This window comes from Aromatoleum toluclasticum ATCC 700605, assembly GCF_000378245.1.
Taxonomy (GTDB): domain Bacteria; phylum Pseudomonadota; class Gammaproteobacteria; order Burkholderiales; family Rhodocyclaceae; genus Aromatoleum; species Aromatoleum toluclasticum.
Genome location: NZ_KB899492.1, coordinates 216368 through 239637, shown reverse-complemented (window position 1 = coordinate 239637; position 23270 = coordinate 216368). Strand labels below are relative to the sequence as shown.

Below are 23270 nucleotides of genomic sequence, written 5' to 3'. Positions count from 1 at the left end.
GGCGGGCGTGAACGAAAACGGGCGCCCCCGGAGGGGCGCCCGCTGCAGGACCGGACGAGGGAGCGATCCGGCAATGCTCAGACGTGGTAGGCCGTCTCGCCGTGGGCCGTGATGTCCAGGCCTTCGCGCTCTTCTTCTTCCGGCACGCGCAGGCCGATCAGCACATCGACGATCTTGTAGGCCACCACCGACACGACGCCCGACCACAGGATCGCGACCACCACGCCCCAGACCTGGCTGGTGACCTGCGCCGAGGTCGAGAACGGGGCCACCGCGTTGGCGACGTAGTCATACACGCCGACGCCGCCGAGGTCCGGGTTGGCGAACACTCCGGTCAGGATCGCGCCGAGGATGCCGCCCACGCCATGCACGCCGAACACGTCGAGCGCGTCGTCGGCGCCGAGCATGCGCTTGAGGCCATTCACGCCCCACAGGCAGATCACGCCGGCCAGCAGCCCGATCACCAGCGCGCCCATCGGGCCGACCCAGCCGCAGGCCGGGGTGATCGCAACCAGACCCGATACCGCACCCGAAGCAGCACCCAGCAGCGAGGGCTTGCCCTTCATCAGCCATTCGGCGGCCATCCACGACATCGCCGCCATGCCGGTCGCGACCATCGTGTTGAGGAAGGCCAGCGCGGCCAGGCCGTTGGCTTCGAGGTTGGAGCCGGCGTTGAAACCGAACCAGCCGATCCACAGCATCGACGCACCGACCATGGTCAGCGTCAGCGAGTGCGGGGCCATCGACTCGCGACCGTAGCCGATGCGCTTGCCGATCATGAAGGCACCCACCAGGCCGGCGACGGCGGCGTTGATGTGCACCACGGTACCGCCGGCGAAGTCGAGCGCACCCTTCTGGAACAGGAAGCCCGCGGTCGCGGCGGCCGCGTCACCCGCGGCGGCGTCGATGTAGGCATCCGGGCCCGCCCAGTACCACACCATGTGGGCCATCGGCAGGTAGGAGAAGGTGAACCACAGCACCATGAAGAGGAGCACCGCGGAGAACTTCATGCGCTCGGCGAAGGCGCCGACGATCAGCGCCGGGGTGATCGCCGCGAAGGTTGCCTGGAAGATGATGTAGGCGAACTCGGGGATCGCGACGCCCTTGCTGAAGGTCGCGGCCATCGAATCGACCGTCACGCCGCTGAGGAAGGCCTTCGACAAGCCGCCGACGAAGGCATTGCCCTCGGTGAAGGCGAGGCTGTAGCCGTAGACGAACCACAGCACGATCATCAGCGAGAAGATCACGAAGACCTGCATCAGCACCGACAGCATGTTCTTCGAGCGCACTAGGCCGCCGTAGAACAGCGCGAGGCCCGGGATCACCATGAAGGCGACCAGCGCGGTGGAGGTCAGCATCCAGGCGGTGTCGCCCTTGTTGACCGTGGCAGCAGGCGCCGCGGCCGCGGGGGCGGCAGCGGCCGCCGCATCGGCAACCGCGGTGACGGCCTCGGCCGCGGCCGGGGCATCCTCGGCGCTGGCGAGGCCGGCGAAGCCGAGAGCCAGGACCGCAAGCAGGACAGCAAACAGTTTTTTCATGGTGTTCTCCCTTACAGCGCTTCGGCGCCCGTTTCGCCGGTGCGGATGCGGATGGCCTGCTCGAGGTCGAAGACGAAGATCTTGCCGTCGCCGATCTTGCCGGTCGCGGCGGACTTCTCGATCGCCTCGATCACCTGTTCGAGCAGTTCGGTGCGTACGGCGGCCTCGATCTTCACCTTGGGCAGGAAGTCGACGACGTATTCGGCGCCGCGGTAGAGCTCGGTGTGACCCTTCTGGCGGCCGAAGCCCTTGACCTCGGTGACGGTGATGCCCTGCACGCCGATTGCCGAGAGGGCCTCGCGCACTTCGTCGAGCTTGAAGGGCTTGATGATGGCTGTGACGAATTTCATGATGGTTTCCTTTCAGTCTTGCGGGGCCGGAGCCCCGCGGCCTTGCATGCTCAGAAGGTCTTGCTGACGCTCACGACGTAGCGGCCGTCGGCGTTGAGGTCTTCCTTGTCCTTCAGGTTGGTATCCACGTAGTGCAGGCCCAGCGTCACGCCCGCGACGACCTGGCTCACGCCGACCTTCCAGTCGGTGTAGGACAGCGCCGGACCGGCGATCTTCTGGTGACCGACGTGGGCGTTGAGCGTCGTGCCGGGGATCACCTCGTAGGCGGCCGACAGGTCGAAGTACTGGCTGCCCTTCGAGTCCGGCGCGCCGAACAGGTTGGTGAAGGAGTTCGAGTACTTGAACGACAGGAACTGCCACGACAGGCCGACGTAGCCTTCCAGCGTGTTCGGCTTCTTCAGGCCGATCGTGGTGCGCCAGCCCGAGTCGAACTCGCCCGGATAGACGTACTGCAGCAGGCCCACGTCGTAGCCGATGTCGCCGACCGTGCCCTTGTAGCCGCCGTAGACATCCAGTTCGAGGCTGTTGCCGGAGTGCTCGCCGGTGCCGCGCTCGAGATCGCTCAGCCACGACACGTTCGACCCCCACACGCCCACGTACAGGCCGCTGGCATGCGCATAATCGAAGCCGCCCTGCAGCGCCGGCTTCTCGTCGGTCTGGCTGATGCCGCGGTAGGCGTAGTCGGACACCAGGGCGACGTTCGCGGCGATCGGGCTGTCGGCGGCGGCCGCCGTGCCGGAAGCGATCAGCGGGAGGGCTGCTGCAACGGCCAGGGCGATGATGCGCTTGTGCATGGTGTTGCTCCTTGATGGTTGGTTTTTTGATTGCTGGCGAGTCCTCCTTTGCATGTGCCGTGCCAAGTTGTCGAAATGGCGACACAACGCATTGTTTATAAAAGGTAATGATCGGTTTCAAGGGGCGCCGCGGACGGAATTTTGTGCACTTGCAGCAGAGTGCTCGCACACGAAATGCACCTCCATGGTGCGTTCTAGTCGATTTCGTGGTGCGTCGCGCCGCGCTGAGTCCGGGCCGCTCACCGCAATGGGGCGTCCGTCCGTACCCGAACCCGCGCCCGTGCTAGACTTTTGCCCTTCGCTTACGCTCCAGAGGTATCTACATGGCAGGCCCCCGCTTCCTCGACGAGATCGGTGCCAAGTTGTCCGAACTCGCCGCCAGCAATCCCGCCCGCGACTTCGAAAAGAACGCCAAGGCCCTGCTCGGCAGCGCCTTCGGCAAGCTCGATCTGGTCACGCGCGAGGAGTTCGACGTGCAGCGCGAGGTGCTTGCGCACGCGCGCCAGAAGCTCGCCGAACTGGAAGACCGCGTCGCCACGCTGGAATCCGAACTCGCACGCGCCCGCGCCGACCGCGACGAGGAGTGAGCGGCAGCGCCTGACCGGCGCCGTCGCATCCACGCGCAGGAGATAGTCTTTTGTCATTGTCGGTGCCTCCGGTAGACTGCGTGCAGTCCATTCCGGAGGTACCGATGTCGCTGGCACTCGTACGCACCAGGGCGCTCGCAGGCATGGGCGCGCCCGAGGTGACGGTGGAAGTCCATCTCGCCAACGGCCTGCCCGCATTCAACCTGGTCGGCCTGCCCGACACCGAAGTCCGCGAGGCGCGCGAACGCGTGCGCGCCGCGATCGCGACCTCGCAGTTCGAATTCCCGCAACGCCGCATCACCGTCAATCTCGCCCCCGCCGACCTGCCCAAGGAGGGCGGGCGCTTCGACCTGCCGATCGCGCTGGGGATCCTTGTGGCGTCGGGGCAGGTCGATGCAGCGGGACTCGCAAAGCACGAATTCGTCGGCGAACTCTCGCTCGACGGCAGCCTGCGCGGGGTGCGCGGCGGCCTCGCGATGGCGCTGGAGAGCGGACGCACCGGCCGTGCGCTGGTGCTGCCGGCCGCCAACGCCGACGAGGCGGCGCTCGCGCGCGGCGCCAGCGTGCTGCCCGCGACCAGCCTACTGGCGGTGTGCGCGCACCTCAACGGCCACACGCCGCTTGCGCGCCGGCCGGCGCCACCGCTCGCCGAAGGGCGGGACGACGACGCGGATCTCGCCGAGGTGAAGGGGCAGCTGCAGGCCCGCCGCGCGCTCGAAGTCGCTGCCGCCGGGCAGCATTCGCTGCTGATGTTCGGCCCACCCGGAACCGGCAAGTCCATGCTCGCGCGTCGCCTGCCGGGGCTGTTGCCGCCGCTCGACGAGGCCGAGGCGATCGAGAGTGCGTCGATCCAGTCGCTCGAAGGACCCTTCGACGCCCGCCGCTGGGGCCGCCGGCCCTACCGCGCGCCGCACCACTCGGCGTCGGCGCCGGCGCTTGTGGGCGGCGGAGCGAACCCGCGGCCGGGCGAGATCAGCCTCGCGCACCGCGGCGTGCTCTTCCTCGACGAGCTGCCCGAGTTCGACCGCCGCGTGCTCGAGGCGCTGCGCGAGCCGCTGGAGACCGGCACGGTAACCGTGTCGCGGGCACGCCAGCGCGCAGAGTTTCCCGCCCGCTTCCAGCTCGTCGCAGCGATGAATCCCTGTCCCTGCGGCCACGCCGGCGACAAGGGCGGGCGCTGCCGCTGTTCGCCGGACCAGGTTGCGCGTTACCGCGGACGCCTGTCGGGGCCGTTGCTCGACCGCATGGACATCGTCATCGAGGTGCCGCTGCTCGACCATACGGAGATGACCGGCCAGCCTGCGGGCGAATCCAGCGCAGCCGTGCGCGAGCGCGTCGTGCAGGCCTGGACCGTGCAGCGGGAACGCCAGGGCGGGGCGAACAGCCACCTCGCGCCCGGTCGTGTCGATGCGCTGTGCGCGCCCGACGAGCAGGGCAAGGCCTTGCTCGATCATGCGATCCGGCGGTTGAACCTGTCCGCACGCGGGTATCATCGCATCCTGAAGGTCGCCCGCACGATCGCGGACCTGGCCGGCGCCGAGCGCGTCGGCCCTGCACATCTGGCCGAGGCGATCCAGTACCGGCGCGGCCTCGACTCGCGCTGACGCGGCCTGCGGGGCGCTCGGGGGGATGCCCGGTACCGAACAACAACGACCCCAGAGATCCCCCTGATGCCCGCCTCCTCGCCCTGGCTCGCGTTTGTGCTCGCTGCGCTCGCCGCCATCGGGCCGTTTTCGATCGACACCTACCTGCCCGCGTTCGGTGCGATGGCGACGGATCTCGGCGCCTCGCAGCTGCAGATCCAGCAGACCCTCACCGCCTACATGGCGACCTTCGCCTTCATGGTGCTGTGGCATGGCGCGCTCGCGGACCATTTCGGGCGCCGGCACGTGCTCATCGCCGGCAGCGTGCTGTTCGCGCTGGCCTCGCTGGTGTGCGCGCTGGCGCCGTCGATCGAATGGCTATGGGTGGGCCGCGCGCTGCAGGGCATGGTCGGCGGGGCGGGCATGGTGGTGGGGCGGGCGGTGATCCGCGATCTGTTCGACGGCGCGCACGCGCAGCGGTTGATGTCGCGCGTGATGCTGATCTTCGGCGTCGCCCCGGCGATCGCGCCTGTCATCGGCGGCCTGCTGCTGGCCGCGGCGGGCTGGCGCGCGATCTTCTTCTTCCTCGCCTTCTTCGGCACGCTGCTGGCCTTCCTCACCTGGCGCTTCCTGCCCGAGACCCTGCTGGCCGAGCACCGCCATCCGCTGCATCCGGTGCTGCTCTGGCGCGCCTACCGGCGGGTGCTGGGCAGCGGCGCCTTCGTGCTGCTGAGCGCGGCGGCGGCCTTCAACTTCAACGGCTTCTTCCTCTACGTGCTGTCGGCGCCGGCCTTCCTGATGCAGCACCTGGGCCTCAGCGCCCAGGAATTCGGCTGGCTGTTCGTGCCCGCGGTGGTCGGCATGAGCGCGGGTTCCGCGCTGTCAGAGCGGGTTGCCGGGCGTTGGCACGTGCGCCGCACGGTCGCGATCGGCATGACGATCATGGCGACGGCGGCGGCTGCGAACCTGCTGGTTGCCACGCTGCTGCCGCCCGGCCTGCCGTGGTCGGTGCTGCCCATCGTGCTCTACACCTTCGGCATGGCGCTGTCGATGCCGAGCGTGACGCTGCTGGCGCTGGACTTGTTCCCGTCGCACCGCGGCCTGGCGTCGAGCTGCCAGAGCTTCCTGCAGGTCGGGGTCAATTCGACGATCGCCGGCATCTTCGCGCCCATGCTGTGGTATTCGCCGCTGACGCTGGCGGCCGGCATGGCCGGTTTCCTGACGCTCGGCGGCATCGGCTTCATCGCCTGGTGCCGGCGCGCGGGCGGCTGCGTGCGCTGAGGCGTGCGTGTGCTGCGGGGCGGCACGCCGGGTCGGTGGATTGGTCATAACCATATTCTCGAGAGGGATTTGCAGAAAATCATGATCTCCGCTTCATGATCCTGCCGTGTCGCGCCGCTGCGCACGTGTCGATGATGTCGACATGTTCGCAGGTGTGCCCCGGAGGGCGATGGAATGGATTTCGTGATGCCGCAGCTGGCCGTGGGAAGCAGCGCCGACGCCGCCGACGGCGCGGCGCTGCAGGCGGCGGGCATCGATACGCTGCTGTCGCTGGCGCCGCTGGCCCGCCCGGCCGAGGTGGCGCTGCAGCTGGGGCTGGCCGTGGCCGACCGCGTGGCGCTGCCGGGCGCGACGATCGGCGCGGCGGCGGCCTTCCTTGCCGCACGCATTGCGGCGGGGCACCGCGTGCTGATGCACTGCGAGCAGGGAATCTCGCGCTCGCCGGCGCTGGCCGCGTGCTTCTTGCATGAGCACCTCGGCCTGCCGCTCGACGCGGCCTTCGCCCGGGTGCGCGCCGCGCGCCCGCAGGCCGATCCCCATCCCGCGCTGGTCGCGTCGATCCACGCGCATTACGCCGGCGCGGCTGTGCCCGCCGTCGATCTGTCCGGCAACGAAAACCCCTGCGGACCGTCGCCCGCGGCGTGCGCCGCGATCACGCGCGAACTGGCGCAGTTGCACCGCTATCCGTCCGTCGATGCAGCGGCGCTGCGCAGCTTGCTCGCCGGGCGGGCGGGACTGTCGCCGGCGCACGTGCTGATCGGCAATGGCGCCTGCGAGCTGATCGATCTGGCGATGCGCAGCCTCGTCGGCTCGGGCGGCGAGGTGCTGATTCCCGACCCGGCCTTTCCGGCCTATCGTTCCGCGGCGGACCGAACCGGTGCGCGGGTGGTTCGCGTGCCGCTCGACGGAGCGGACTACCGCTTCGACGCCTTCCGCGAACGCATCACGCCGGCGACACGGATGGTCGTCGTTGCATCGCCCCATAACCCGACCGGCACGCTGATGTCCCCGGCGGACTGGACCCGTCTTCGCCACGCACTGCCCCCTGGCGCGGCGCTGCTGCTGGACGAGGCGTATCGCGACTATGCGCTCGATCAGGACTTGATCGACGGCATCGCCGACCTGCGCGACGGGGCGCCCGTGCTCGTCCTGCGTTCGCTCTCGAAGGTCGAGGGGCTCGCGGGCCTGCGCATCGGCTACGGCTATGCGCCGCCGGAGATCGTGCGGCGCATGACGGCACTGTGCCCGCAATACCACCTCGGCTCGCTCGCTCAGGCGGCCGCGCTCGCGGCGCTGCAGGACGAAAGACATCGTGGCGCCAGCATCGCGGCGAATGCGCGCGAGCGCGACGTGCTGATGAGCGGCCTCGCGCGCCTTGGCGTCGACTTCGTGCCTTCGGCGGCGAATTTCGTGCTGCTGCGCGCGCCGCGCGATGCGCTCACCCGCCTGGGCGAACGCGGCGTGGCGGTGAAGTGCATGGCCCGCTACGGCCTGCCGCAACACATCCGCGTGAGCGTCGGCCTGCCCGTCGAGAACGCGCGCTTCCTCGCCGCGCTGGGCGAGTTGCTGCGCGAAGACCAGGACTGCCGGGACGCCGTCCCGGCCTGAAGGAGATCCCTATGGTGATGATGATGGCTCCCGGCGGCACGCTGGAGATGGCGAAGACGGTGCTCGACGAGGGGGCGGACGCGGTGTACGTCGGCGTCGTCGGCTGGAGCCGGCGCGGCGCGCAGGACGAACTGAACGACGATGAGATCCGCCACACGATCGATTACGCGGCGGCGCGCGGCAAGGAGGTGCGCGTGGTGGTGAACACGCTGCCGAGCTCGATCGAGCTGCCGATGTTCGTCGAGCGCGTCGAGCGCTATGCGGGCTGGGGCGCGCAGGGTTTCATGATCAGCGACCTGGGCGCGATGCGGCTGGTGAAGGAGCGCCTGCCGCATGTGAACGTGCATACCAGCGTCGGCTGCGGCATCACCAACTACGAGGACGTGCGCTTCCTGCGCGAACTCGGCGCGGACTATGTCGTGCTGCCCTATCGCCTGTCGGTGGAGGAGATCCGCCAGATCAAGGGCGCGGGCAAGGTCGGCATCGAGGTCTTCCTGTTTAAGACGCCGTCGGGCGGCAAGATATGTCCGGGCAAATGCAACATGAGCAGCTATTTCAGCTTCCGCCGCTGGCTCGACACCGAGGGCAAGGACCACTTCTTCGGCTCGGCCTCGCGCGGCGGCGACTGCCTGCGGGTGTGCCAGACGGAATGGAACTTCAACGTCGACGACATCGATTACCGGCTGCCGATGACGATCAAGACCAACCCGGCGCTGTGGCTGGAGGAGTTGCCGGACTACCTCGCCGCGGGCGTCGATTGCCTGAAGGTGCCGGGACGCGACCGTTCGGCGGTGCTGGTGCGCGACATCGTGCGCGTGTACCGGCGCGCGGTCGACACCATCCTGGAATCCGACCGCCCGGATCTATCCGTCTTCGCGTCCGAGCTCGAGACCCTGCGCGGGCGCTGGATGACCGAGCGTGCAAAGCGCGACAACCGCCTGCTGCGCCAGGCGATCGACGAATCCCGGCGCGTTGCCGCCACCCCCATCTGAGGAGACTGGACATGTTCGAACTATCCACCGACGTCGGCAACCTGAAGGAACTGCGCGAGGGCGATTTCTCGGCCTACGACGCGATCTACCTCGGCGATTTCTCCTGTCCCGAGTATCCGAACAACTTCAGCTCGCACGCGGAGCTGCTCGCAGCCGGGCTGGAGCACGTGCATGCGCGCGGCCAGAAGGCTTACCTGCGCCTCTATGCGGTGCCCGGCAACGACGACCTCGCGTGGGTCGGCGACGTGATCGACACCGCGCTGGCGCTGCCTTTCGATGCCATCGAGGTGCATAACCTCGGCGTGCTGCGCATGCTGCGCGAGCGCGGCTGCACGGCGCCTATCCACCTCGGCGTGTTCGGCAACCTGTACACGCACGAGACCGCGAAGGTGCTCAAGGACCACGGCGTGACGCGGGTGTATCCGAATCCGGAACTTTCGCTCGACGAGGTGCGCTACATCGCCGAGCACGCCGACATCGAGGTGCTGGTGCCGGTGCACGGCAAGATCCCGCTGGTGATTTCGGAGACCTGCTTCATCCTCGAGCACAGCGAGGAGGGTGCCGAGGGCGCATGCGGCGAGGGTAGCTGTTCCTACCAATGCACGCAGGAGCACTGGTTGAAGCGCGGCCGCGACGACGGCAGCCGCGCCGACTGGTCGCTCAAGGACACCGGGCGAATGACGCTGTCGGGCAAGGACCTGTGCATGGTCGAGCACGGCGAGCGGCTCGCGGGCATGGGCCTGAAGCACTTCTACGTGCATAACAAGGGCGAGGCGCCGGGCTATGCGGCGGCCGTCGGGCGCATCTACCGCGATGCGCTGGAGCGGGCTTTTGCCGGCGAGGCCGCGGGGGATTTCGCACCGGCACTCGACACGCTCGCGAGCCTTGCGCGCGAAGGCCTGTGCAACGGCTACTACTTCGAAGGCGCGGGCCAGCGCTACATCGGGCGGAGCTGAGATGGTGCCCCCACGCTCACTTCGTTCGCTGCCCCCCAAGGGGGCGCAGGCCTCCTTGGGGCGGCCCGGCGCGAGGCCTGGCGCCAAGCTGCTCGCCCCGGCCGGTTCGCTCGAGATGGCGCACGCGGCGGTCGATGAGGGCGCAGACATCATCTACGTCGGACCGCTCGGCTTCTCGCGCCGCCCCTACGAGTCCGAGATGAGCGACGACGCGATCCGCGAGGCGGCCGCCTACGCCCGCAGCCGCGGCGCGGAGTTGCGCGTGGTGCTCAACACCTTCCCGACGCCATACGACTTCGGCCGCTTCGTCGACAAGGCGCTGCGCTACGCGGCCGATGGCGCGTCCGGGTTCATCGTCACCGACGTGGGCCTGCTGCGCGCGTTGCGCCGCGAGATTCCGGACACGGTGCTGCACGTGAGCATCGGCAGCGGCATCAGCAACCTCGCCGATGCGGCCTTCTACCGCGACGCCGGCGCGGACGTGATCATCCTGCCCTACCGCTGGGACGTCGCCGAGATCGAGGCGGTGCGGCGCGCGAGCGACATCGGGCTGGAGACCTTCCTGTTCGAGACGGTGCAGACCGGCAAGCTGTGCCCCGGCAAATGCATCATGAGCAGCTACCTGCGCTTTCGCGACTGGAAGGAGGTCGAGGGCAACCGCGACTTCCATGGCAGCGCGAACCGCGGCGCCAAGGAGTGCTATCGCGTGTGCCAGGCGAACTGGGAATTCGGCGCGGTGGGGAGCGATCCCGTCGAGATCAAGCTGCGCCGCGACGCCCGCCTGATGCTCGCGCAGCTGCCGGCCTTCGTCGCGGCCGGGGTCAGCTGCTTCAAGCTCTCCGGGCGCGAACGGCCGGTCGGCATGATCCGCGACCTGGTGCGCTTCTACCGCCGCGCGATCGACGAGGTCGCCGCCGGCGCGGCCGATCTCGGCCACCACACCGCAGAGCTTGCCGAACTGCGCGTGCGCTGGGTGCGGGAGAAGGCAAAGCGCGTCGACACCCTGATGGACCGGGCGGCGAGCTATGTCAGCTGAGACGGCGCGTGACGCGCTGCCCACCCTGCGCGCCGCCTTCGAGGCCACCGGAAGCGGCGCATGGCTGATGCGCGCGATCGTCGCCTGCGGCCTCGACGAGGCCAACGGCTATCGCCTCGCGCTGCAACTGGGCGACGACCGCATGTGCGGCGAGCGCCACGCGACCGAGGCGCGGCTGATCGACGGCGAGGTCGAGCTCATCGACAGCGACTGGCTGTCGCTCGCGCGCCATCGCGCGGCCGGCCTGCCGCTCGTCGCGGTCGCACCTTACGGCGCGATCTTCGGCGGCCTCGTCGCCCCGCGCAGGGGCGCGTTGCGCGGCCTCACGGACCTGCCGGGCAAGCGCATCGGCGTCGTGCATGCGCAGGACAAGAACTGGCTGCTGCTGCGCGCCGCGTGCCGGCTGCGCCACGATTTCGATCCGGCCGAAGTGTCGTGCTGCGTCACTGCCGGCTCGAAGAGCGCGCTGCACGATGCGCTCTGCGGCGGCGGGCTCGATGCCGCGCTGCTGTACTGGCACCAGGTGCCCGCACTCGTCGCGGGCGGGGCCTTCCGCGAGGTCTGCGACCTGGCGGGGCTGCTTGCGAACTTTCCAGTGCCGCGGCCGCAGGTGCCGACGAGTTTCTTCGCGTGCCACGAGGACCTGTCGCGTTCGGCGCCCGCGCTGCTGCAGGGCTTCGTACGCTCGGCGGGCGCGGCGGCGGCGCGCCTGCGCGCGGATCCCGGCCTATGGTCGCGTATCGCCGGCGTGCCCGCGGGCAGCTGGGCCGGCGCCGCGCTGCGGCGCAAGTGGCTCGCGCGCGTCGGGCTGGCGTGGGCGCCGGAGATGGCCGCGCGGCTGCAGGAACTTGCCGAGCTGATGGCGCCCCCCGGCGCTCCCCGAAACGCACTGCCGGCCGGCCTCCTCGCCGCCGGCCTCCTTTCCCGAGGTGAATGATGACGATCCTGATGGCCCCCGGTGGCAGCCTCGAAATGGCCTACGCGTCGCTCGCGCGCGGTGCCGATTCGGTCTACGTCGGCCCGCGCGGCTGGAGCCGCCGCCCGGCCACCGACGAGCTCGACGACGGCGCGATCGCCGAACTGGTCGCCGAGGCCGCGCGCGACGGCAAGGACGTGCGCGTCGCGATCAACGTGATGCCCGCGCCCGGCGAGGTCGGCCTCTTCCTCGACCGCGTCGCGAGCTTCGCGAAGATCGGCGTGAGCGGCGTGATGGTCTGCGACCCCGGCCTGATCCCGCTGGTGCGCCGCGCGCATCCCGCGCTGGACATCCACGTCAGCGTCACCGCCGGCGTGTTCAACGTCGAGGACGTGCGCTTCTACGACGAGCTGGGGGCCGACTACGTCGTGCTGCCCTACCGTTGGGGTGTCGCCGAGGCAGCGCAGATCCGCGCCGCGAGCCCGATGAAGCTCGAAGCCTTCCTGTTCCAGAACCCGCATCGCGGGCGCATCTGCCCGGGGCGCTGCTATTCGAGCAGCTACTTCCACGTGAAGCACCTGCGTGGCGAAGACGACAAGGATCTCTACCTCGGCTCGGCGGCGCGCGGCGGCAGCTGCTACCGCATCTGCCGCGGCGAGTGGTCGCTCACCGCCGGCGAGCGCCGCCATCCCGATTCGCCGCGCCTGAAGAGCAGCCCCGAGCTGCTGCTGTGGGAAGTGCCGGAATACGTCGCGATGGGCGTCGAACGCTTCAAGATTCCGGGGCGCGAACGCTCCGCGCCGCTCGTCGCGGACATCGTCGGCTTCTATCGTCGCGTGCTGGACGCGGCGCTGCGCGGCGAGCGCGTCGAAGGTTTCGCGCCGGAATGGCTGGAGCTCAAGGACCGCTGGAGCGGCGAGCGCGACAACCGCGACGACTCCCGCATCCGCGGCGCGGAACGGGCGGGACGCGCGCTCCATGCCGGAGTCGCGGCGTGAGTATCGGGGAGGGCGCCCCGGCGGCGTCCGCCTGGATCCGCGACCTCGCCGCGCTCACGCCGGCGGACGCTCGCGCGGTGGGCAACAAGGCGCTGCGCCAGGGCCTGCTGCTCGCCGCGGGCTTCCCGGTGAGTCCCGGCTTCTGTGTCACCGCGGCGGCCGTCGCGGCGTGGCGCGCGGGCGGGGCTGCCCGCGAGGACGTTCGTGCCGCGCTGCAGGCGGCCTATCGCGAGCTCGGCGGGCGCGTCGCGGTGCGCAGTTCCGCGATCGAGGAGGACGGCGAGGGCGCGAGCTACGCCGGCGTCTACGCCACCGAACTCGGCGTGCAGGGCGAGGCGGCGCTGCCCGCCGCAATGGAACGCTGCATCGCGTCGTGGGCGGAACCGGCCGCAGCCGAGTACCGCGCGCGGCTCGGGCACGCCGACGCGGCGCTGGCGATCCTCGTGCAGCGCCTCGTCCCGGCGATCGCCGCTGGCATCGCCTACACGCGCGCACCGCTCGACACCCGGCGCCGCGAGGTGCATATCGATGCCGTATGGGGGCTGGCGGAACCGCTCGCCGCGGGCCGGCATGCCGGCGACAGCTTCGTCCTCTCGCACGCCGGACGCCTGCTGCGCAAGCGCATCGGCCACAAGGAGGAGGCACTCGCCGTCGATGGCTTGCACCCGGTGCGTGTGCAGCGCGCGCGCGTCGCTTGCCTGACGCCCGGCGAGGCGCGCGCGGTCGCGCAGCTCGCGTTGCGCGCCGAGGCCTTCTTCGGTGGCCCGCAGGATGTCGAGTTCGCCGTCGACCTGTGCGGCGTGTGGCTGCTGCAGGCGCGTCCGCTCGCCGCCGCGGGCACGGCAGGCGGCGCGGGGCTGGAGACTTATCTCGCCGGCGAGCGGCGGCGCCTTGCGCGCAAGTTCGTCGATCTGCGCCGGCGCGGCGTGCTGCACGGCAGCCAGCTCGTGCTCAGCAACGGCAACGTCGGCGAACTGCTGCCGACGCCGACGGCGATGAGTTTCGGTCTGTTCCGCGACAGCTTTGCCGGCCGTCGCGGCGCGATCGTGAGCGGCCGCAGGCGCCTCGGCTACCGCTTCGATGCGCGCTGCGTCGATCACCTGTACGAGCTGGTCGCCGGGCAGCTCTGCTTCAACCTGGAAGTCGACGCCGCGACTTTCGGCGACGGTGGGGAACCGGCGGTCGACTCCTATCTCGAGCGCATCGCGGCCGACCCCTCGCTCGCGAACTACCCCGAAGTGCGCCTGTACGGCCGGCTTCCCCTCGACGCACCGGCCGCGGCCGCCCGGGCGCGTTTCGAGCAGGCCTTGCGTGTCGCGGCGCGCGACTTCCTCGCCCGCTACGAGGCGCAGGTCGAGCCGCGCCTCGGCGTGCCCGCCGTGCTCGCCGAAACCGGCAGGGTCGGCGATCCGCGCAGGGTGGTCGCCGCCGTTTCGGAGCTCGTGCGCTTCCTGCGCACTGGGCCCTGCGTCGAATTCGTCATCGCCGCCCGGCTCGGCTTCCACTTCGCGGCCGAAGTCCGCCGCAGCCTCGAAGCCTGTTTCGGGATGGACGGCGAGGCGCTGTGCGCGCGCCTGCTGTCCGGCCTGCCCGGCAGCCTGATCACGCGCCAGGCGCTGTGGCTGGAGGAGGTCGCCGCGGGGCGCCGCAGCCGCGCGGACTACCTCGCCGCGTACGGCCACTGCGCCGACAACGAACTCGAACTTGCCGAGCCGCGCCTGGCCGAAGATCCCGGACGCTTCGACGAACTGCTCGCGAACCTGCGTGCGAGCGGCCGCCGGCCCGCTGCGGAATTCGCGCGCCAGCAGGCCGCGCGCCGCGCGGCCGAAGCGGAGCTCGGGGAGCGGCTCGCCACCGCCGGCGTGGACGAAGCGGAGCGTGCGGCGCTCTTCGAAGCGCTCGCCTTCGCGCAGCATTTCCTGCCGCTGCGCGAGACGATCAAGCACCACTACACCGCCGTCCATGCCCTGATCCGGCGCGCCGCGCTGCGCCTCGGTGCCCACCTGGACTGGCCGGACGGGCTGATCTTCCACCTCCAAACGCGCGAACTGCCTGCCGCGCTGCGCGACCCCGCAGGCCTGCGCCGGCGCGCCGAGCGCCGTGCCGCCGAGCACGCGATGGCGCGTCTCGCCGCGCGCCTCCATTGCGTCCCGTCCGTCGTGTTCGGTTCGCGCCTCGACGCCATCGGCGTGCCGAGTGCGCGCGCCGGTGAGGCGGGCGAGGGGCGCGCCTGGAACGGCACAGCGCTGTCGGCCGGCAAGGTCTGCGGCATCGCGCGCGTGTTCGCCCCCGGCCAGCCGGTGCCGCCCGAAGGCTGGCGCGGCGACGAAATCCTCGTCCTGCGCGCCGCCAACCTCGGCGTCACGCCGTTGTTCCGCATCGTCGCGGGGCTCGTCGTCGAAGTCGGCGGCCTCCTCGCCCACAGCGCCTGCCAGGCGCGCGAAGCCGGCATCCCCGCGATCGCGCTGCCCGACGCGACGCGCCTGATTGCCGACGGTGCGCGCATCGTCCTCGACGGTGCCAGCGGACGCATTGCCCTGCTCGAATCCGCCTCCGGAGCCTCTGCCGATGAATCCCGCCACGACCCCGCCGCCCCGCTCGCCGCACAACCCACCGCCCACCTCGCCCCGGTTTGACCTCGACGGCCGCGTCGCGCTCGTCACCGGCGCCGGCGCCAACGGCGGCATCGGCCACGCATTGGCACTGGGCCTCGCGCGCGCCGGCGCCCGCGTCGCAATCGCCGACATCGACGCCGAAGGCCTCGCGCAAACCGCGCGCGAACTCGCCGGCGAACTGGCCCCGGGCAGCCCCGCGCCGCTCGCGCGCGTCACCGACATTGCCGATGCCGCCGCCGTGGAGGCGCTGTTCGATGCGATCGACGACGACATCGGCCGCCTGGACATCCTCGTGAACGTCCCCTTCGCCTTTCCTGCGCGCGTGCGTCCGCACGAACTCGCCGCCGCCGACTGGGAGCGCATGCTCGCCGTGAATCTTACCGGCTACTTCCTGTGCTGCCAGGCCGCACTGCGGCGCATGCTGGCGGCGGGGCAGGGCAGCATCATCAACATCGGCTCCAACGCCGGGGAATCGGCGCTCGGGCGCGGCGCGCTGCCCTACGGCTGCACCAAGGCCGCCGTGCACCAGATGACGCGCGAACTCGCCGTCGAATACGCCGGCGCCGGCATCCGCGTGAACGCCATCCTGCCCGCGCAGACCCTCACGCCTGGCCTGCGCGCCCACCTCGAAACGCCGCGCTTCCGCGACCACGTCCTGCCGCGCATCCTCGCCGGCCTGCCGCAGGGGCGCCTGCTCGATCCGGAGGACTACGTCGGCCCGGCCGTTTTCCTCGCCTCCGACGCCGCGCGCGCCGTCAACGGCGTGCTGTTGCCGGCCGACGGCGGCAATCTCGCGATGAACGCGGGCGGCAGCCACACCTGGCCGGCGTGAGCCCGTGAAGCTCGTCCGCTACGGCCCGCGCGGGCGCGAACGGCCCGGCCTGATCGATGCCGAGGGCGTGCTGCGCGACCTCTCCACCCACGTCGCCGACATCGACGCCGCGACCCTCGCCCCGGTCCGCCTCGCCGCGCTGCGCCGCCTCGACCCGCGCGCGCTCCCCGCCGTGCCCGGTCGCCCGCGCCTCGGCGTGCCCGTGGCCCATGTCGGCAAGATCGTCGCCGCCGGCCTCAACTATCGCGCGCACGCCGCCGCCGGCCACACCCTGCCCGACGAACCGATTCTGTTCCTGAAAGCCCCGTCGTCGCTGTGCGGTGCGCGCGACGCCGTGCGCCTGCCGCCGGGCGCCACCCGGGGCGACTGGGAAGTGGAACTCGCGCTGGTGATCGGCCGCCGCGCGAGCCGCGTGTCACCTGATCGCGCGCTCGAGCACGTTGCCGGCTACTGCATCGCCAACGACGTCTCCGAGCGCGGCTTCCAGTTCGAGCGCGGCCCCACCTGGGACAAGGGCAAGAGCTGCGACACCTTCTGCCCGCTCGGCCCCTGGCTCGTCACCCGCGACGAAGTCCCCGACCCGCAGGCGCTGGACCTCCGCCTCACCCTCGATGGCGAAACGATGCAGGCTTCAAACACCACCGACATGCGGTTCACCTGCGCCGAACTCGTCGCCTGCGCCAGCCGCTACATGACGCTGTTCCCCGGTGACGTGCTCCTCACCGGCACGCCGCCCGGCAGCGGCTTCCTCCGCTCCCCGCCGCGCTACCTGCGGCACGGCGAAACGATGCGGCTAGGCATTTCGGGGCTGGGGGAGCAATGTTCGCGGGTGGCGGGCCCGGCCGCCTGAGGTACGCGGGTTTCGCCCGGAAGAGACGGGGAAGTTCGGAAATCTGCGCGATCCGCCGCCCCTATTGGCCGGGAGCCCGGGTGCGGACACGCGGGATCATGGCCGACGGCAAACGACCCTGACCCGACTGATGACATTCGCAACCGCTATGGCACCTTAACGAACAGGAAGCGGCCGTTCCAGAGAAGCTAGCAGCGGCCAGCACAGTCGGCTTTAGCCGCTTTTCAGATTTATTTCCAAATCGGGCGTAATTCAATCGGGCGCACTATGCATGCTGGCCAGTGCGCGCATTTCCTCGATGCCTAGCCGGGTGCTTGGGGCAAACTGACTTGCTGCCCGTCCGGGCGATAGATCAGCAGATGGTTGACCACACCGCCCTGAATCGATTTGACCATGGTTTCCAGTGCCTGCTGTGTCGCCTCGTCGCTTGGTTCTCTGTCTCCTTGCCCGCTTAGGCAGCCGACAAACACCATATCCCAGGATTGTCCGGTGTGGCGTGATTCTTCCACCAGTTCAGCGAAGCTCTGGATTTCGTTGGTTTTCTTGCCTACGTACATTACAGGAATCAGCGCGCCCCCCTGACCATTTTCAAAGATGCGCTTTTCTTCCGCAGAGGCGTTTTCAGGCAATTCCGCACGCACGAAAACGAACAACAACCGCTGCGGCTCTGGTTGCCGACGAGCAGCCTCCAATAGATTTTGAAACCCTGAAATGATCATCTTTCCGCACTTCCCTTCCTGTCATCAGGCAGCGAATTCTGTCACAAAATCACAGGTGTCAACGATGGCTTATCCATTTTCTCGTACGATTAAACTCTCGTTCCCTGCAACTGTCACATCCGCGAACCAGACTGCCTTCCAGCGCGCCACCTTGTCGTGCGCACTCAGGGTTTGCGGCGACACCGGCGTGGCGTCCGGGAAGCCGGGGTCGCCTTCGATGACGCGGCTGTTCACGGTCGCATAGAGGTCTGCGCCGTCTGCATAGACCACTGCGACGAGCACCCCGCAGGTCTTGCACAGGAGGAACTCCGCCAGAGCGTTCCCCTGCCGATAGCGCCCGACGGCCGCCGGGTCGCGGATCTCGATGTGCAGGCGTCCGGAGGGATCCGAAAGGTAGGCGGCGCCGTGCTTGCGACAGAAGTCGCAGTCGCAGGCGCGCGGGGTATAGGTGGCCGGTGCGCGCGGGAGTTCGAGTTCGACGCGAATGGCGTCGCAGTGGCAGCCGCCGCGCAGCGAATGTGCGTGCATGGTGATGTTCCTCGTGAAGCCGGCGGTATCGGGCGGTGCCGGCGATTCCAGGTCCGTAAACGCACGACGGGCGCGGAACTCTTCGCCCCGCGCCCGTTTGAGTCCGAATCCGGCTGCGCTCAGGCCGCTTCGCCCAGGTAGGCGGCGCGCACCTTGGGATTGGTCAGCAGTTCCGCCCCCGAGCCGGTCAGCGTGATCTTGCCCGATTCCATCACGTAGGCGCGCTGCGAGAATTCCAGCGCGAGGTTGGCGTTCTGCTCGACGAGCAGGATCGTGACCCCTTCCTTGGCGACGGACTGCACGACCTCGAAGATCTTCTCTACCACCAGCGGCGCGAGGCCCATCGACGGTTCGTCGAGCAGCAGCAGCTTGGGGCGCGACAGCAGCGCGCGGCCGATCGCGACCATCTGCTGCTCGCCGCCCGACAGCGTGCCGGCGATCTGCGCCAGGCGCTCCTTCACGCGCGGCAGCATCGTGTAGACGCGCTCCAGATCCTGCTCGATGGCGGCCTTGTCGTTGCGCGTGTAGGCGCCCATGCGCAGGTTTTCCTCCACCGTCAGGCGCGTGAAGATGCCACGCCCTTCGGGCACCAGCGCGATGCCGCGGCGCAGCCGCTTGTGCGCAGGCAGCACGTGGACCTTCTCGCCCTCGTAGTGGATCTCGCCATCGGCGATCTTCAGGCTGCCCGCGATCGCGTTGAGCGTGGTGGTCTTGCCGGCGCCGTTGGCGCCGATCAGGCTCACCAGCTCGCCGCGGTACAGTTCCAGGTCGATGCCCTTCACGGCCTGGATGCCGCCGTAGGCGACCTTCATGGCGGAGAGCTGCAGCAGGGGGGAGATCGGGTTAGTGTGCATTTTTCTGGCCTCCGCCCAGGTAGGCGCCGATCACGGCGTCGTTCTTCTGCACCTCGGCGGGGACGTCCTCGGCGATCTTGCGCCCGAAATCGAGCACCGCAACGCGGTCGCACAGGCCCATCACGAGCTTCACGTCGTGTTCGATCAGCAGCACGGTGATGCCGTCGCCGCGGATCTGCTCGATCAGGTTCTTGAGCTGCACGGTCTCGGTCGCATTCATGCCCGCGGCCGGCTCGTCCAGCGCCAGCAGCTGCGGTTCGGTCGCGAGCGCACGCGCGATCTCGAGCCGGCGCTGGTCGCCGTAGGAAAGGTTCTTCGCCGTTGCGGTCGCGAAGCGCTCGATGCCTACGTACTTGAGCAGCTCGTAGGCGCGCTCCGTGGTCAGGCGCTCCTCCTCGACGGTGTGCTTGTTCTGCGTGAGGATGCCCCACACGTTCGCCGTCGTGCGGATGTGGTGGCCCGCCATCACGTTCTCGAGCGCGCTCAGTTCGCGGAACAGGCGGATGTTCTGGAAGGTGCGTGCGATGCCCTGCGCGACCACGAGATGCGGCTTGCCCGAGGGCAGGGGCGCGCCGTTGAACACGAACTCGCCGCCGTCGGGCGTGTAGGCGCCCGTCAGCACGTTGAAGAAAGTGGTCTTGCCGGCGCCGTTGGGGCCGATCAGGCCGTACACCTCGCCCTTGCGGATCGTCAGCGACACGTCCGAGAGTGCCTGCAGACCGCCGAAGCGCTTGCCTATGTTGCGGGCTTCGAGGAGGGTGATCATTCGGTCACCCCCTTGGCCTTCAGGTAGCGGATGTGGGAGTACTTGGCGTTGGCCGGGATCAGGCCGGACGGGCGGAGCAGCATCATCAGGATCATCGCGAGCGACAGCAGCAGCATGCGGAGCACCTCGGGGTCGAGCAGCACGTGGCCGAACAGGGCGTTCTGCACCGGCACGGCGAGGTGGCGGAGGATTTCGGGCAGTGCGGACAGGATGATCGCACCGACGATCGCGCCGGCGACGTTGCCCATGCCGCCGAACACCACCATCGTCAGCACCGCGATCGACTCCATCAGCGAGAAGGACTCGGGCGACACGAAACCCTGGAAGGTGCCGAACAACACGCCGGACACGCCGCCGAAGGTCGCGCCGAGCGAGAACGCCAGCAGCTTCATGTTGCGCGTGTTGATGCCGATCGCCTTGGCGGCGAGCTCGTCGTCACGCATCGCGGCCCATGCGCGGCCCACGCGCGAGATCTGCAGGCGCTGGATGAAGATGATCGAGCCGACCACGCAGGCGAGGAAGAAGTAGTAATACAGGAACAGCGAGTTGATCGCGAGGTCTTCGGTGACCTGGATGTTGCGCGACAGATCCCAGCCGAACAGCATGATGGGGTCGAGCGAGTTGATCCCCTGCGGCCCGTTCGTGATGTTGATCGGGTAGTTCAGGTTGTTCATGAAGATCCGCACGATCTCGCCGAAGCCGAGCGTGACGATCGCAAGATAATCCCCTCGTAATCGCAACACCGGAAAGCCGAGCGTGATACCTGCCGTCGCAGCGAAGCAGGCCGCCAGCGGCAGCACGATCCAGATCGGCAGGTGCACGTCGAAATGTGGCGACGCGAGGAAGGCCGCGGTGTAGGCGCCCACCGCGTAGAACGCGATGTAGCCGAGATCGAGCAGGCCGGCGAAGCCGACGACGAGGTTCAGGCCCAGCGCCAGCAGGATGTACAGCAGCGCGAAGTCGAGCACGCGCACCCAGGTGCGGCCGAACATCATCGCGACGATCGGCGCGCCGATCGCGATCGCGATCACGAGCCAGCGCGCGGCCAGCGGGTTGCGTTTGCCCAGCCAGGGAACGGCCAGTGCGAGTTCATTCATGGTTGCGTACTCCCGCGTCAGGCCCGGTCGGACACGCGCTCACCCAGCAGGCCGGTAGGCTTGAAGATGAGCACGAGGCCGAGAATCATGAAGGCGAAGATGTCCTGGTAGGACGAATTGAGGAAGCCGAAGGTCAGGTGCTCGATGTAGCCGGCGCCGAAGGATTCGACCAGGCCCAGCACGATGCCGCCCAGCATGGCGCCGCCGAGGTTGCCGATGCCGCCCAGCACCGCCGCGGTGAAGGCCTTCAGGCCCGGCATGAAGCCCATGCCGTAGTGCGCGATACCGTAGTTGCTCGCGAACATCACGCCGGCAACGGCCGCGAGTGCGGCGCCGAGGACGAAGGTGAGCGCGATGATCATGTTGGTGTCGACGCCCATCAGCGCCGCGACGCGATGGTTCTCGGCGGTCGCGCGCATCGCGCGGCCGAGCTTGGTCTTGGTCACAAGCAGCACCAGGCCGGCCATCATCAGCGCGGAAACGATGATGATCGTGATCTGGATCGGCGTGATGAAGACGCCCTCGATCGGCTGGAGCGGGGTCGTCGAGATCAGCTGCGGGAAGGTGTGATAGTTGCGGCCCCAGATGATCATCGCCAGGGTCTGCAGCAGGAAGGACACGCCGATCGCGGTGATCAGCGGGGCGAGCCGCGGCGCGTTGCGCAGCGGGCGGTAGGCGAGGCGCTCCATCGTGAAGGCGAGCAGCATGCACACCGGGATCGCGACGAGCAGCGACAGGGTCAGCATCGCGATCGGCGACATGCCGGGGGCGACGCCCATCAGGAACATCATCGTTTGCAGCGCGGTGAGTGCGCCGACCATCACGAGGTCACCGTGGGCGAAGTTGATCAGGCCCAGGATGCCGTAAACCATCGTGTAGCCAAGGGCGACGAGCGCATACACGCTGCCGACGACCAGGCCGTTCACGATCTGTTGAAGAAAGATTTCCATGTTTACCCTCGGAATGTCGGGTGCGGACCGCACAGGGATGAATGATGCGGGGTGGCCGTCGTGAGGCCGGTCCGCCGTTCGGACGCGGTTTCGGCGCGCGCCGTTCGCGTGCGCATGAGGGTCGGCGCGGGTGTGCCGGCCGGACCGCTGAAGAGCTCAAAAAACATCGGGTTACATGTCGCCAGAGTCACAAAAAAGGGGGTGCGATCATGCTGCGTGATCGCAACCCCCGCTACGGGTCATCCCGATCGGCAAGCCGGAATGACCGCCGGAATTACATCGCGGCCCAGGTGCCGGCCTTGAACTGGTACATCGTGATGGCGCCGTCCTTGATGTCGCCCAGATCGTCGAAGGCCACCGTGCCGGTCACGCCGGGGAAGCTGCTCTTTTTCAGCTCGGGCAGGTACTTGGCCGGCTCGGTCGAGTTGGCCGCCTGCATCGCCTTGATCATCGCCGTCGCTGCGTCGTACGCATACGGCGAGTAGATCTGCACGTCGGCGTTGAAGCGCGCCTTGTAGCGGTTGCGGAACTCGGTGCCGCCCGGCATCTTCTCGAGCGGCAGGCCAGCCATCGAGCAGTATGCGTTGGCGCCGATCGAATCGCCCGCGAGCTTGATCATCTCGGGGCTGCAGCCGCCGTCGCCGGTGACGAACTTGGCTTCGACGCCGAGCTGCTTGAGCTGGCGCAGCATCGGGCCGCCCTGGGCGTCCATGCCGCCGAAGAAGATCACGTCGGGCTTGGCGCCGCGGATCTTGGTCAGGATCGCGTTGAAGTCGGTCGCCTTGTCGGTCGTGAATTCGCGCGCGACGATCTTGCCGCCGCCCGCCTTCACCGCCTTCTCGGTCTCGTCGGCGAGGCCCTGGCCATACGAGGTGCGGTCGTCGATGATCGCGACGGTCTTGGCCGCGAGCGGGCCGACGATGAATTTGCCCAGCACGCCGCCCTGCTGCACATCGTTGGCGATGGTGCGGAACACCGCCTTGTAGCCCTGGCGGGTGAGCGTCGGGTTGGTCGCCGAGGGCGAGATCATCGGCACGCCGGCCTGATTGTAGATGCGCGATGCCGGGATCGTGGTGCCGGAGTTCAGATGGCCGACGACGCCCTTCACGCCGGCGTCGACGAGACGCTGCGCGACCGTGGTGCCGGTGCGCGGGTCGGCCTGGTCGTCCTCGCCCATCAGTTCGAACTTGACCTTCTTGCCGCCGATGGTGATGCCTTTGGCGTTGGCGTCCTCGACCGCGAGACGTGCGCCGTTCTCGTTGTCCTTGCCGAGGTGGGAGATGGTGCCGGTGAGCGGGGCGACGCTGCCCAGCTTGACGACCATTTCCTGCGCCTGGGCGACGGACAGTCCGATTCCCATGATTGCGAGTGCGACGACGGTTTGCTTCATGTTTCTCCTCCAGCGAGATCGATTCGTGAG

The 23270-nt window shown here is 69.0% G+C and carries 22 protein-coding genes; 12 read left to right on the top strand and 10 right to left on the bottom strand.

Features of this window, described 5'->3' with window-relative positions; translation table 11 throughout:
* Positions 1 to 77: 77 nt before the first annotated feature.
* From F464_RS0104165 to F464_RS0104155, 3 genes are read right to left on the bottom strand one after another with little or no spacing between them, the layout of a single operon-like run.
* Positions 78 to 1538, bottom strand: a complete 1461-nt coding sequence (locus tag F464_RS0104165; RefSeq protein ID WP_018988522.1) for an ammonium transporter — start codon at positions 1536 to 1538, stop codon at positions 78 to 80.
* 11 nt (positions 1539 to 1549) lie between these two features.
* Complete coding sequence (gene glnK / locus F464_RS0104160) at positions 1550 to 1888, bottom strand: P-II family nitrogen regulator (protein WP_018988521.1); 339 nt, start codon at positions 1886 to 1888, stop codon at positions 1550 to 1552.
* Between the two features lie 50 nt (positions 1889 to 1938).
* Positions 1939 to 2682 (bottom strand): TorF family putative porin, encoded by a 744-nt coding sequence (locus F464_RS0104155; protein WP_018988520.1) that lies wholly within the window; start codon positions 2680 to 2682, stop codon positions 1939 to 1941.
* Positions 2683 to 3005: 323 nt separating this feature from the next.
* On the opposite strand from F464_RS0104155, the gene F464_RS0104150 reads away from it, so the two are divergent.
* From F464_RS0104150 to F464_RS0104095, 12 genes are all read left to right on the top strand, one after another.
* On the top strand, positions 3006 to 3269 hold the full coding sequence (locus F464_RS0104150) for an accessory factor UbiK family protein (RefSeq protein ID WP_018988519.1): 264 nt from the start codon (positions 3006 to 3008) through the stop codon (positions 3267 to 3269).
* Positions 3270 to 3373: 104 nt separating this feature from the next.
* A complete protein-coding gene (locus tag F464_RS0104145) occupies positions 3374 to 4873 on the top strand; it encodes a YifB family Mg chelatase-like AAA ATPase (protein ID WP_018988518.1) in 1500 nt (499 codons plus the stop codon).
* Positions 4874 to 4939: 66 nt separating this feature from the next.
* Complete coding sequence (locus F464_RS0104140) at positions 4940 to 6133, top strand: multidrug effflux MFS transporter (RefSeq protein WP_018988517.1); 1194 nt, start codon at positions 4940 to 4942, stop codon at positions 6131 to 6133.
* Between the two features lie 174 nt (positions 6134 to 6307).
* Positions 6308 to 7741, top strand: a complete 1434-nt coding sequence (locus F464_RS0104135; protein WP_018988516.1) for a pyridoxal phosphate-dependent aminotransferase — start codon at positions 6308 to 6310, stop codon at positions 7739 to 7741.
* A 17-nt stretch (positions 7742 to 7758) separates the two neighbouring features.
* Positions 7759 to 8733: a peptidase U32 family protein gene (locus F464_RS0104130; RefSeq protein ID WP_232428826.1), complete on the top strand. Its 975-nt coding sequence runs from the start codon at positions 7759 to 7761 to the stop codon at positions 8731 to 8733.
* An 11-nt stretch (positions 8734 to 8744) separates the two neighbouring features.
* Positions 8745 to 9689 carry a peptidase U32 family protein gene (locus F464_RS0104125; RefSeq protein WP_018988514.1) on the top strand — a complete coding sequence of 315 codons (945 nt, stop codon included), beginning with the start codon at positions 8745 to 8747 and terminating at the stop codon, positions 9687 to 9689.
* Between the two features lies 1 nt (position 9690).
* Positions 9691 to 10725, top strand: a complete 1035-nt coding sequence (locus F464_RS0104120) for a peptidase U32 family protein (protein ID WP_157353544.1) — start codon at positions 9691 to 9693, stop codon at positions 10723 to 10725.
* Positions 10715 to 11662: an ABC transporter substrate-binding protein gene (locus F464_RS0104115; protein ID WP_018988512.1), complete on the top strand. Its 948-nt coding sequence runs from the start codon at positions 10715 to 10717 to the stop codon at positions 11660 to 11662. The genes F464_RS0104120 and F464_RS0104115 overlap by 11 nt, the downstream gene beginning before the upstream one ends.
* The gene (locus F464_RS0104110) at positions 11659 to 12639 is read left to right on the top strand and encodes a peptidase U32 family protein (protein ID WP_157353543.1); all 981 of its coding nucleotides are present in this window, start codon (positions 11659 to 11661) and stop codon (positions 12637 to 12639) included. Before F464_RS0104115 ends, F464_RS0104110 begins: the two co-directional genes overlap by 4 nt.
* Positions 12636 to 15275, top strand: coding sequence for a PEP/pyruvate-binding domain-containing protein (locus F464_RS0104105; protein WP_018988510.1), 2640 nt, complete (start codon positions 12636 to 12638; stop codon positions 15273 to 15275). The genes F464_RS0104110 and F464_RS0104105 overlap by 4 nt, the downstream gene beginning before the upstream one ends.
* Positions 15208 to 16086: an SDR family NAD(P)-dependent oxidoreductase gene (locus tag F464_RS0104100; RefSeq protein WP_018988509.1), complete on the top strand. Its 879-nt coding sequence runs from the start codon at positions 15208 to 15210 to the stop codon at positions 16084 to 16086. The genes F464_RS0104105 and F464_RS0104100 overlap by 68 nt, the downstream gene beginning before the upstream one ends.
* 4 nt (positions 16087 to 16090) lie before the next feature.
* Positions 16091 to 16936 carry a fumarylacetoacetate hydrolase family protein gene (locus tag F464_RS0104095; RefSeq protein ID WP_018988508.1) on the top strand — a complete coding sequence of 282 codons (846 nt, stop codon included), beginning with the start codon at positions 16091 to 16093 and terminating at the stop codon, positions 16934 to 16936.
* 302 nt (positions 16937 to 17238) lie between these two features.
* On the opposite strand, the gene F464_RS0104090 is transcribed toward F464_RS0104095, so the two are convergent.
* The 7 genes from F464_RS0104090 to F464_RS0104060 form a co-directional block, all read right to left on the bottom strand.
* The gene (locus F464_RS0104090; RefSeq protein ID WP_018988507.1) at positions 17239 to 17655 is read right to left on the bottom strand and encodes a hypothetical protein; all 417 of its coding nucleotides are present in this window, start codon (positions 17653 to 17655) and stop codon (positions 17239 to 17241) included.
* Between the two features lie 69 nt (positions 17656 to 17724).
* Positions 17725 to 18183 carry a GFA family protein gene (locus tag F464_RS27840; RefSeq protein WP_018988506.1) on the bottom strand — a complete coding sequence of 153 codons (459 nt, stop codon included), beginning with the start codon at positions 18181 to 18183 and terminating at the stop codon, positions 17725 to 17727.
* Positions 18184 to 18302: 119 nt separating this feature from the next.
* Complete coding sequence (locus tag F464_RS0104080; RefSeq protein ID WP_018988505.1) at positions 18303 to 19037, bottom strand: ABC transporter ATP-binding protein; 735 nt, start codon at positions 19035 to 19037, stop codon at positions 18303 to 18305.
* Positions 19027 to 19803, bottom strand: a complete 777-nt coding sequence (locus F464_RS0104075; protein ID WP_018988504.1) for an ABC transporter ATP-binding protein — start codon at positions 19801 to 19803, stop codon at positions 19027 to 19029. The genes F464_RS0104080 and F464_RS0104075 overlap by 11 nt, the downstream gene beginning before the upstream one ends.
* The gene (locus F464_RS0104070; protein ID WP_018988503.1) at positions 19800 to 20900 is read right to left on the bottom strand and encodes an ABC transporter permease subunit; all 1101 of its coding nucleotides are present in this window, start codon (positions 20898 to 20900) and stop codon (positions 19800 to 19802) included. The genes F464_RS0104075 and F464_RS0104070 overlap by 4 nt, the downstream gene beginning before the upstream one ends.
* A gap of 17 nt (positions 20901 to 20917) precedes the next feature.
* Entirely contained in the window at positions 20918 to 21850 is a 933-nt protein-coding gene (locus F464_RS0104065) for a branched-chain amino acid ABC transporter permease (RefSeq protein WP_018988502.1), read from the bottom strand.
* 274 nt (positions 21851 to 22124) lie between these two features.
* Positions 22125 to 23240 carry a branched-chain amino acid ABC transporter substrate-binding protein gene (locus tag F464_RS0104060; RefSeq protein WP_018988501.1) on the bottom strand — a complete coding sequence of 372 codons (1116 nt, stop codon included), beginning with the start codon at positions 23238 to 23240 and terminating at the stop codon, positions 22125 to 22127.
* Between the last annotated feature and the right edge of the window lie 30 nt (positions 23241 to 23270).

What these genes read in the sequence shown, in the direction of transcription:
- F464_RS0104140 (WP_018988517.1), top strand. Translation starts at nt 4,940, where the DNA reads ATGCCCGCCTCCTCGCCCTGGCTCGCGTTTGTGCTCGCTGCGCTCGCC.
- F464_RS0104090 (WP_018988507.1), bottom strand. Translation starts at nt 17,655, where the DNA reads ATGATCATTTCAGGGTTTCAAAATCTATTGGAGGCTGCTCGTCGGCAA.
- F464_RS0104125 (WP_018988514.1), top strand. Translation starts at nt 8,745, where the DNA reads ATGTTCGAACTATCCACCGACGTCGGCAACCTGAAGGAACTGCGCGAG.
- F464_RS0104100 (WP_018988509.1), top strand. Translation starts at nt 15,208, where the DNA reads ATGAATCCCGCCACGACCCCGCCGCCCCGCTCGCCGCACAACCCACCG.
- F464_RS0104075 (WP_018988504.1), bottom strand. Translation starts at nt 19,803, where the DNA reads ATGATCACCCTCCTCGAAGCCCGCAACATAGGCAAGCGCTTCGGCGGT.
- F464_RS0104065 (WP_018988502.1), bottom strand. Translation starts at nt 21,850, where the DNA reads ATGGAAATCTTTCTTCAACAGATCGTGAACGGCCTGGTCGTCGGCAGC.
- F464_RS0104110 (WP_157353543.1), top strand. Translation starts at nt 11,659, where the DNA reads ATGATGACGATCCTGATGGCCCCCGGTGGCAGCCTCGAAATGGCCTAC.
- F464_RS0104060 (WP_018988501.1), bottom strand. Translation starts at nt 23,240, where the DNA reads ATGAAGCAAACCGTCGTCGCACTCGCAATCATGGGAATCGGACTGTCC.
- F464_RS27840 (WP_018988506.1), bottom strand. Translation starts at nt 18,183, where the DNA reads ATGCACGCACATTCGCTGCGCGGCGGCTGCCACTGCGACGCCATTCGC.
- F464_RS0104120 (WP_157353544.1), top strand. Translation starts at nt 9,691, where the DNA reads ATGGTGCCCCCACGCTCACTTCGTTCGCTGCCCCCCAAGGGGGCGCAG.
- F464_RS0104135 (WP_018988516.1), top strand. Translation starts at nt 6,308, where the DNA reads ATGGATTTCGTGATGCCGCAGCTGGCCGTGGGAAGCAGCGCCGACGCC.
- F464_RS0104080 (WP_018988505.1), bottom strand. Translation starts at nt 19,037, where the DNA reads ATGCACACTAACCCGATCTCCCCCCTGCTGCAGCTCTCCGCCATGAAG.
- F464_RS0104150 (WP_018988519.1), top strand. Translation starts at nt 3,006, where the DNA reads ATGGCAGGCCCCCGCTTCCTCGACGAGATCGGTGCCAAGTTGTCCGAA.
- glnK (WP_018988521.1), bottom strand. Translation starts at nt 1,888, where the DNA reads ATGAAATTCGTCACAGCCATCATCAAGCCCTTCAAGCTCGACGAAGTG.
- F464_RS0104165 (WP_018988522.1), bottom strand. Translation starts at nt 1,538, where the DNA reads ATGAAAAAACTGTTTGCTGTCCTGCTTGCGGTCCTGGCTCTCGGCTTC.
- F464_RS0104155 (WP_018988520.1), bottom strand. Translation starts at nt 2,682, where the DNA reads ATGCACAAGCGCATCATCGCCCTGGCCGTTGCAGCAGCCCTCCCGCTG.
- F464_RS0104115 (WP_018988512.1), top strand. Translation starts at nt 10,715, where the DNA reads ATGTCAGCTGAGACGGCGCGTGACGCGCTGCCCACCCTGCGCGCCGCC.
- F464_RS0104070 (WP_018988503.1), bottom strand. Translation starts at nt 20,900, where the DNA reads ATGAATGAACTCGCACTGGCCGTTCCCTGGCTGGGCAAACGCAACCCG.
- F464_RS0104130 (WP_232428826.1), top strand. Translation starts at nt 7,759, where the DNA reads ATGATGATGGCTCCCGGCGGCACGCTGGAGATGGCGAAGACGGTGCTC.
- F464_RS0104145 (WP_018988518.1), top strand. Translation starts at nt 3,374, where the DNA reads ATGTCGCTGGCACTCGTACGCACCAGGGCGCTCGCAGGCATGGGCGCG.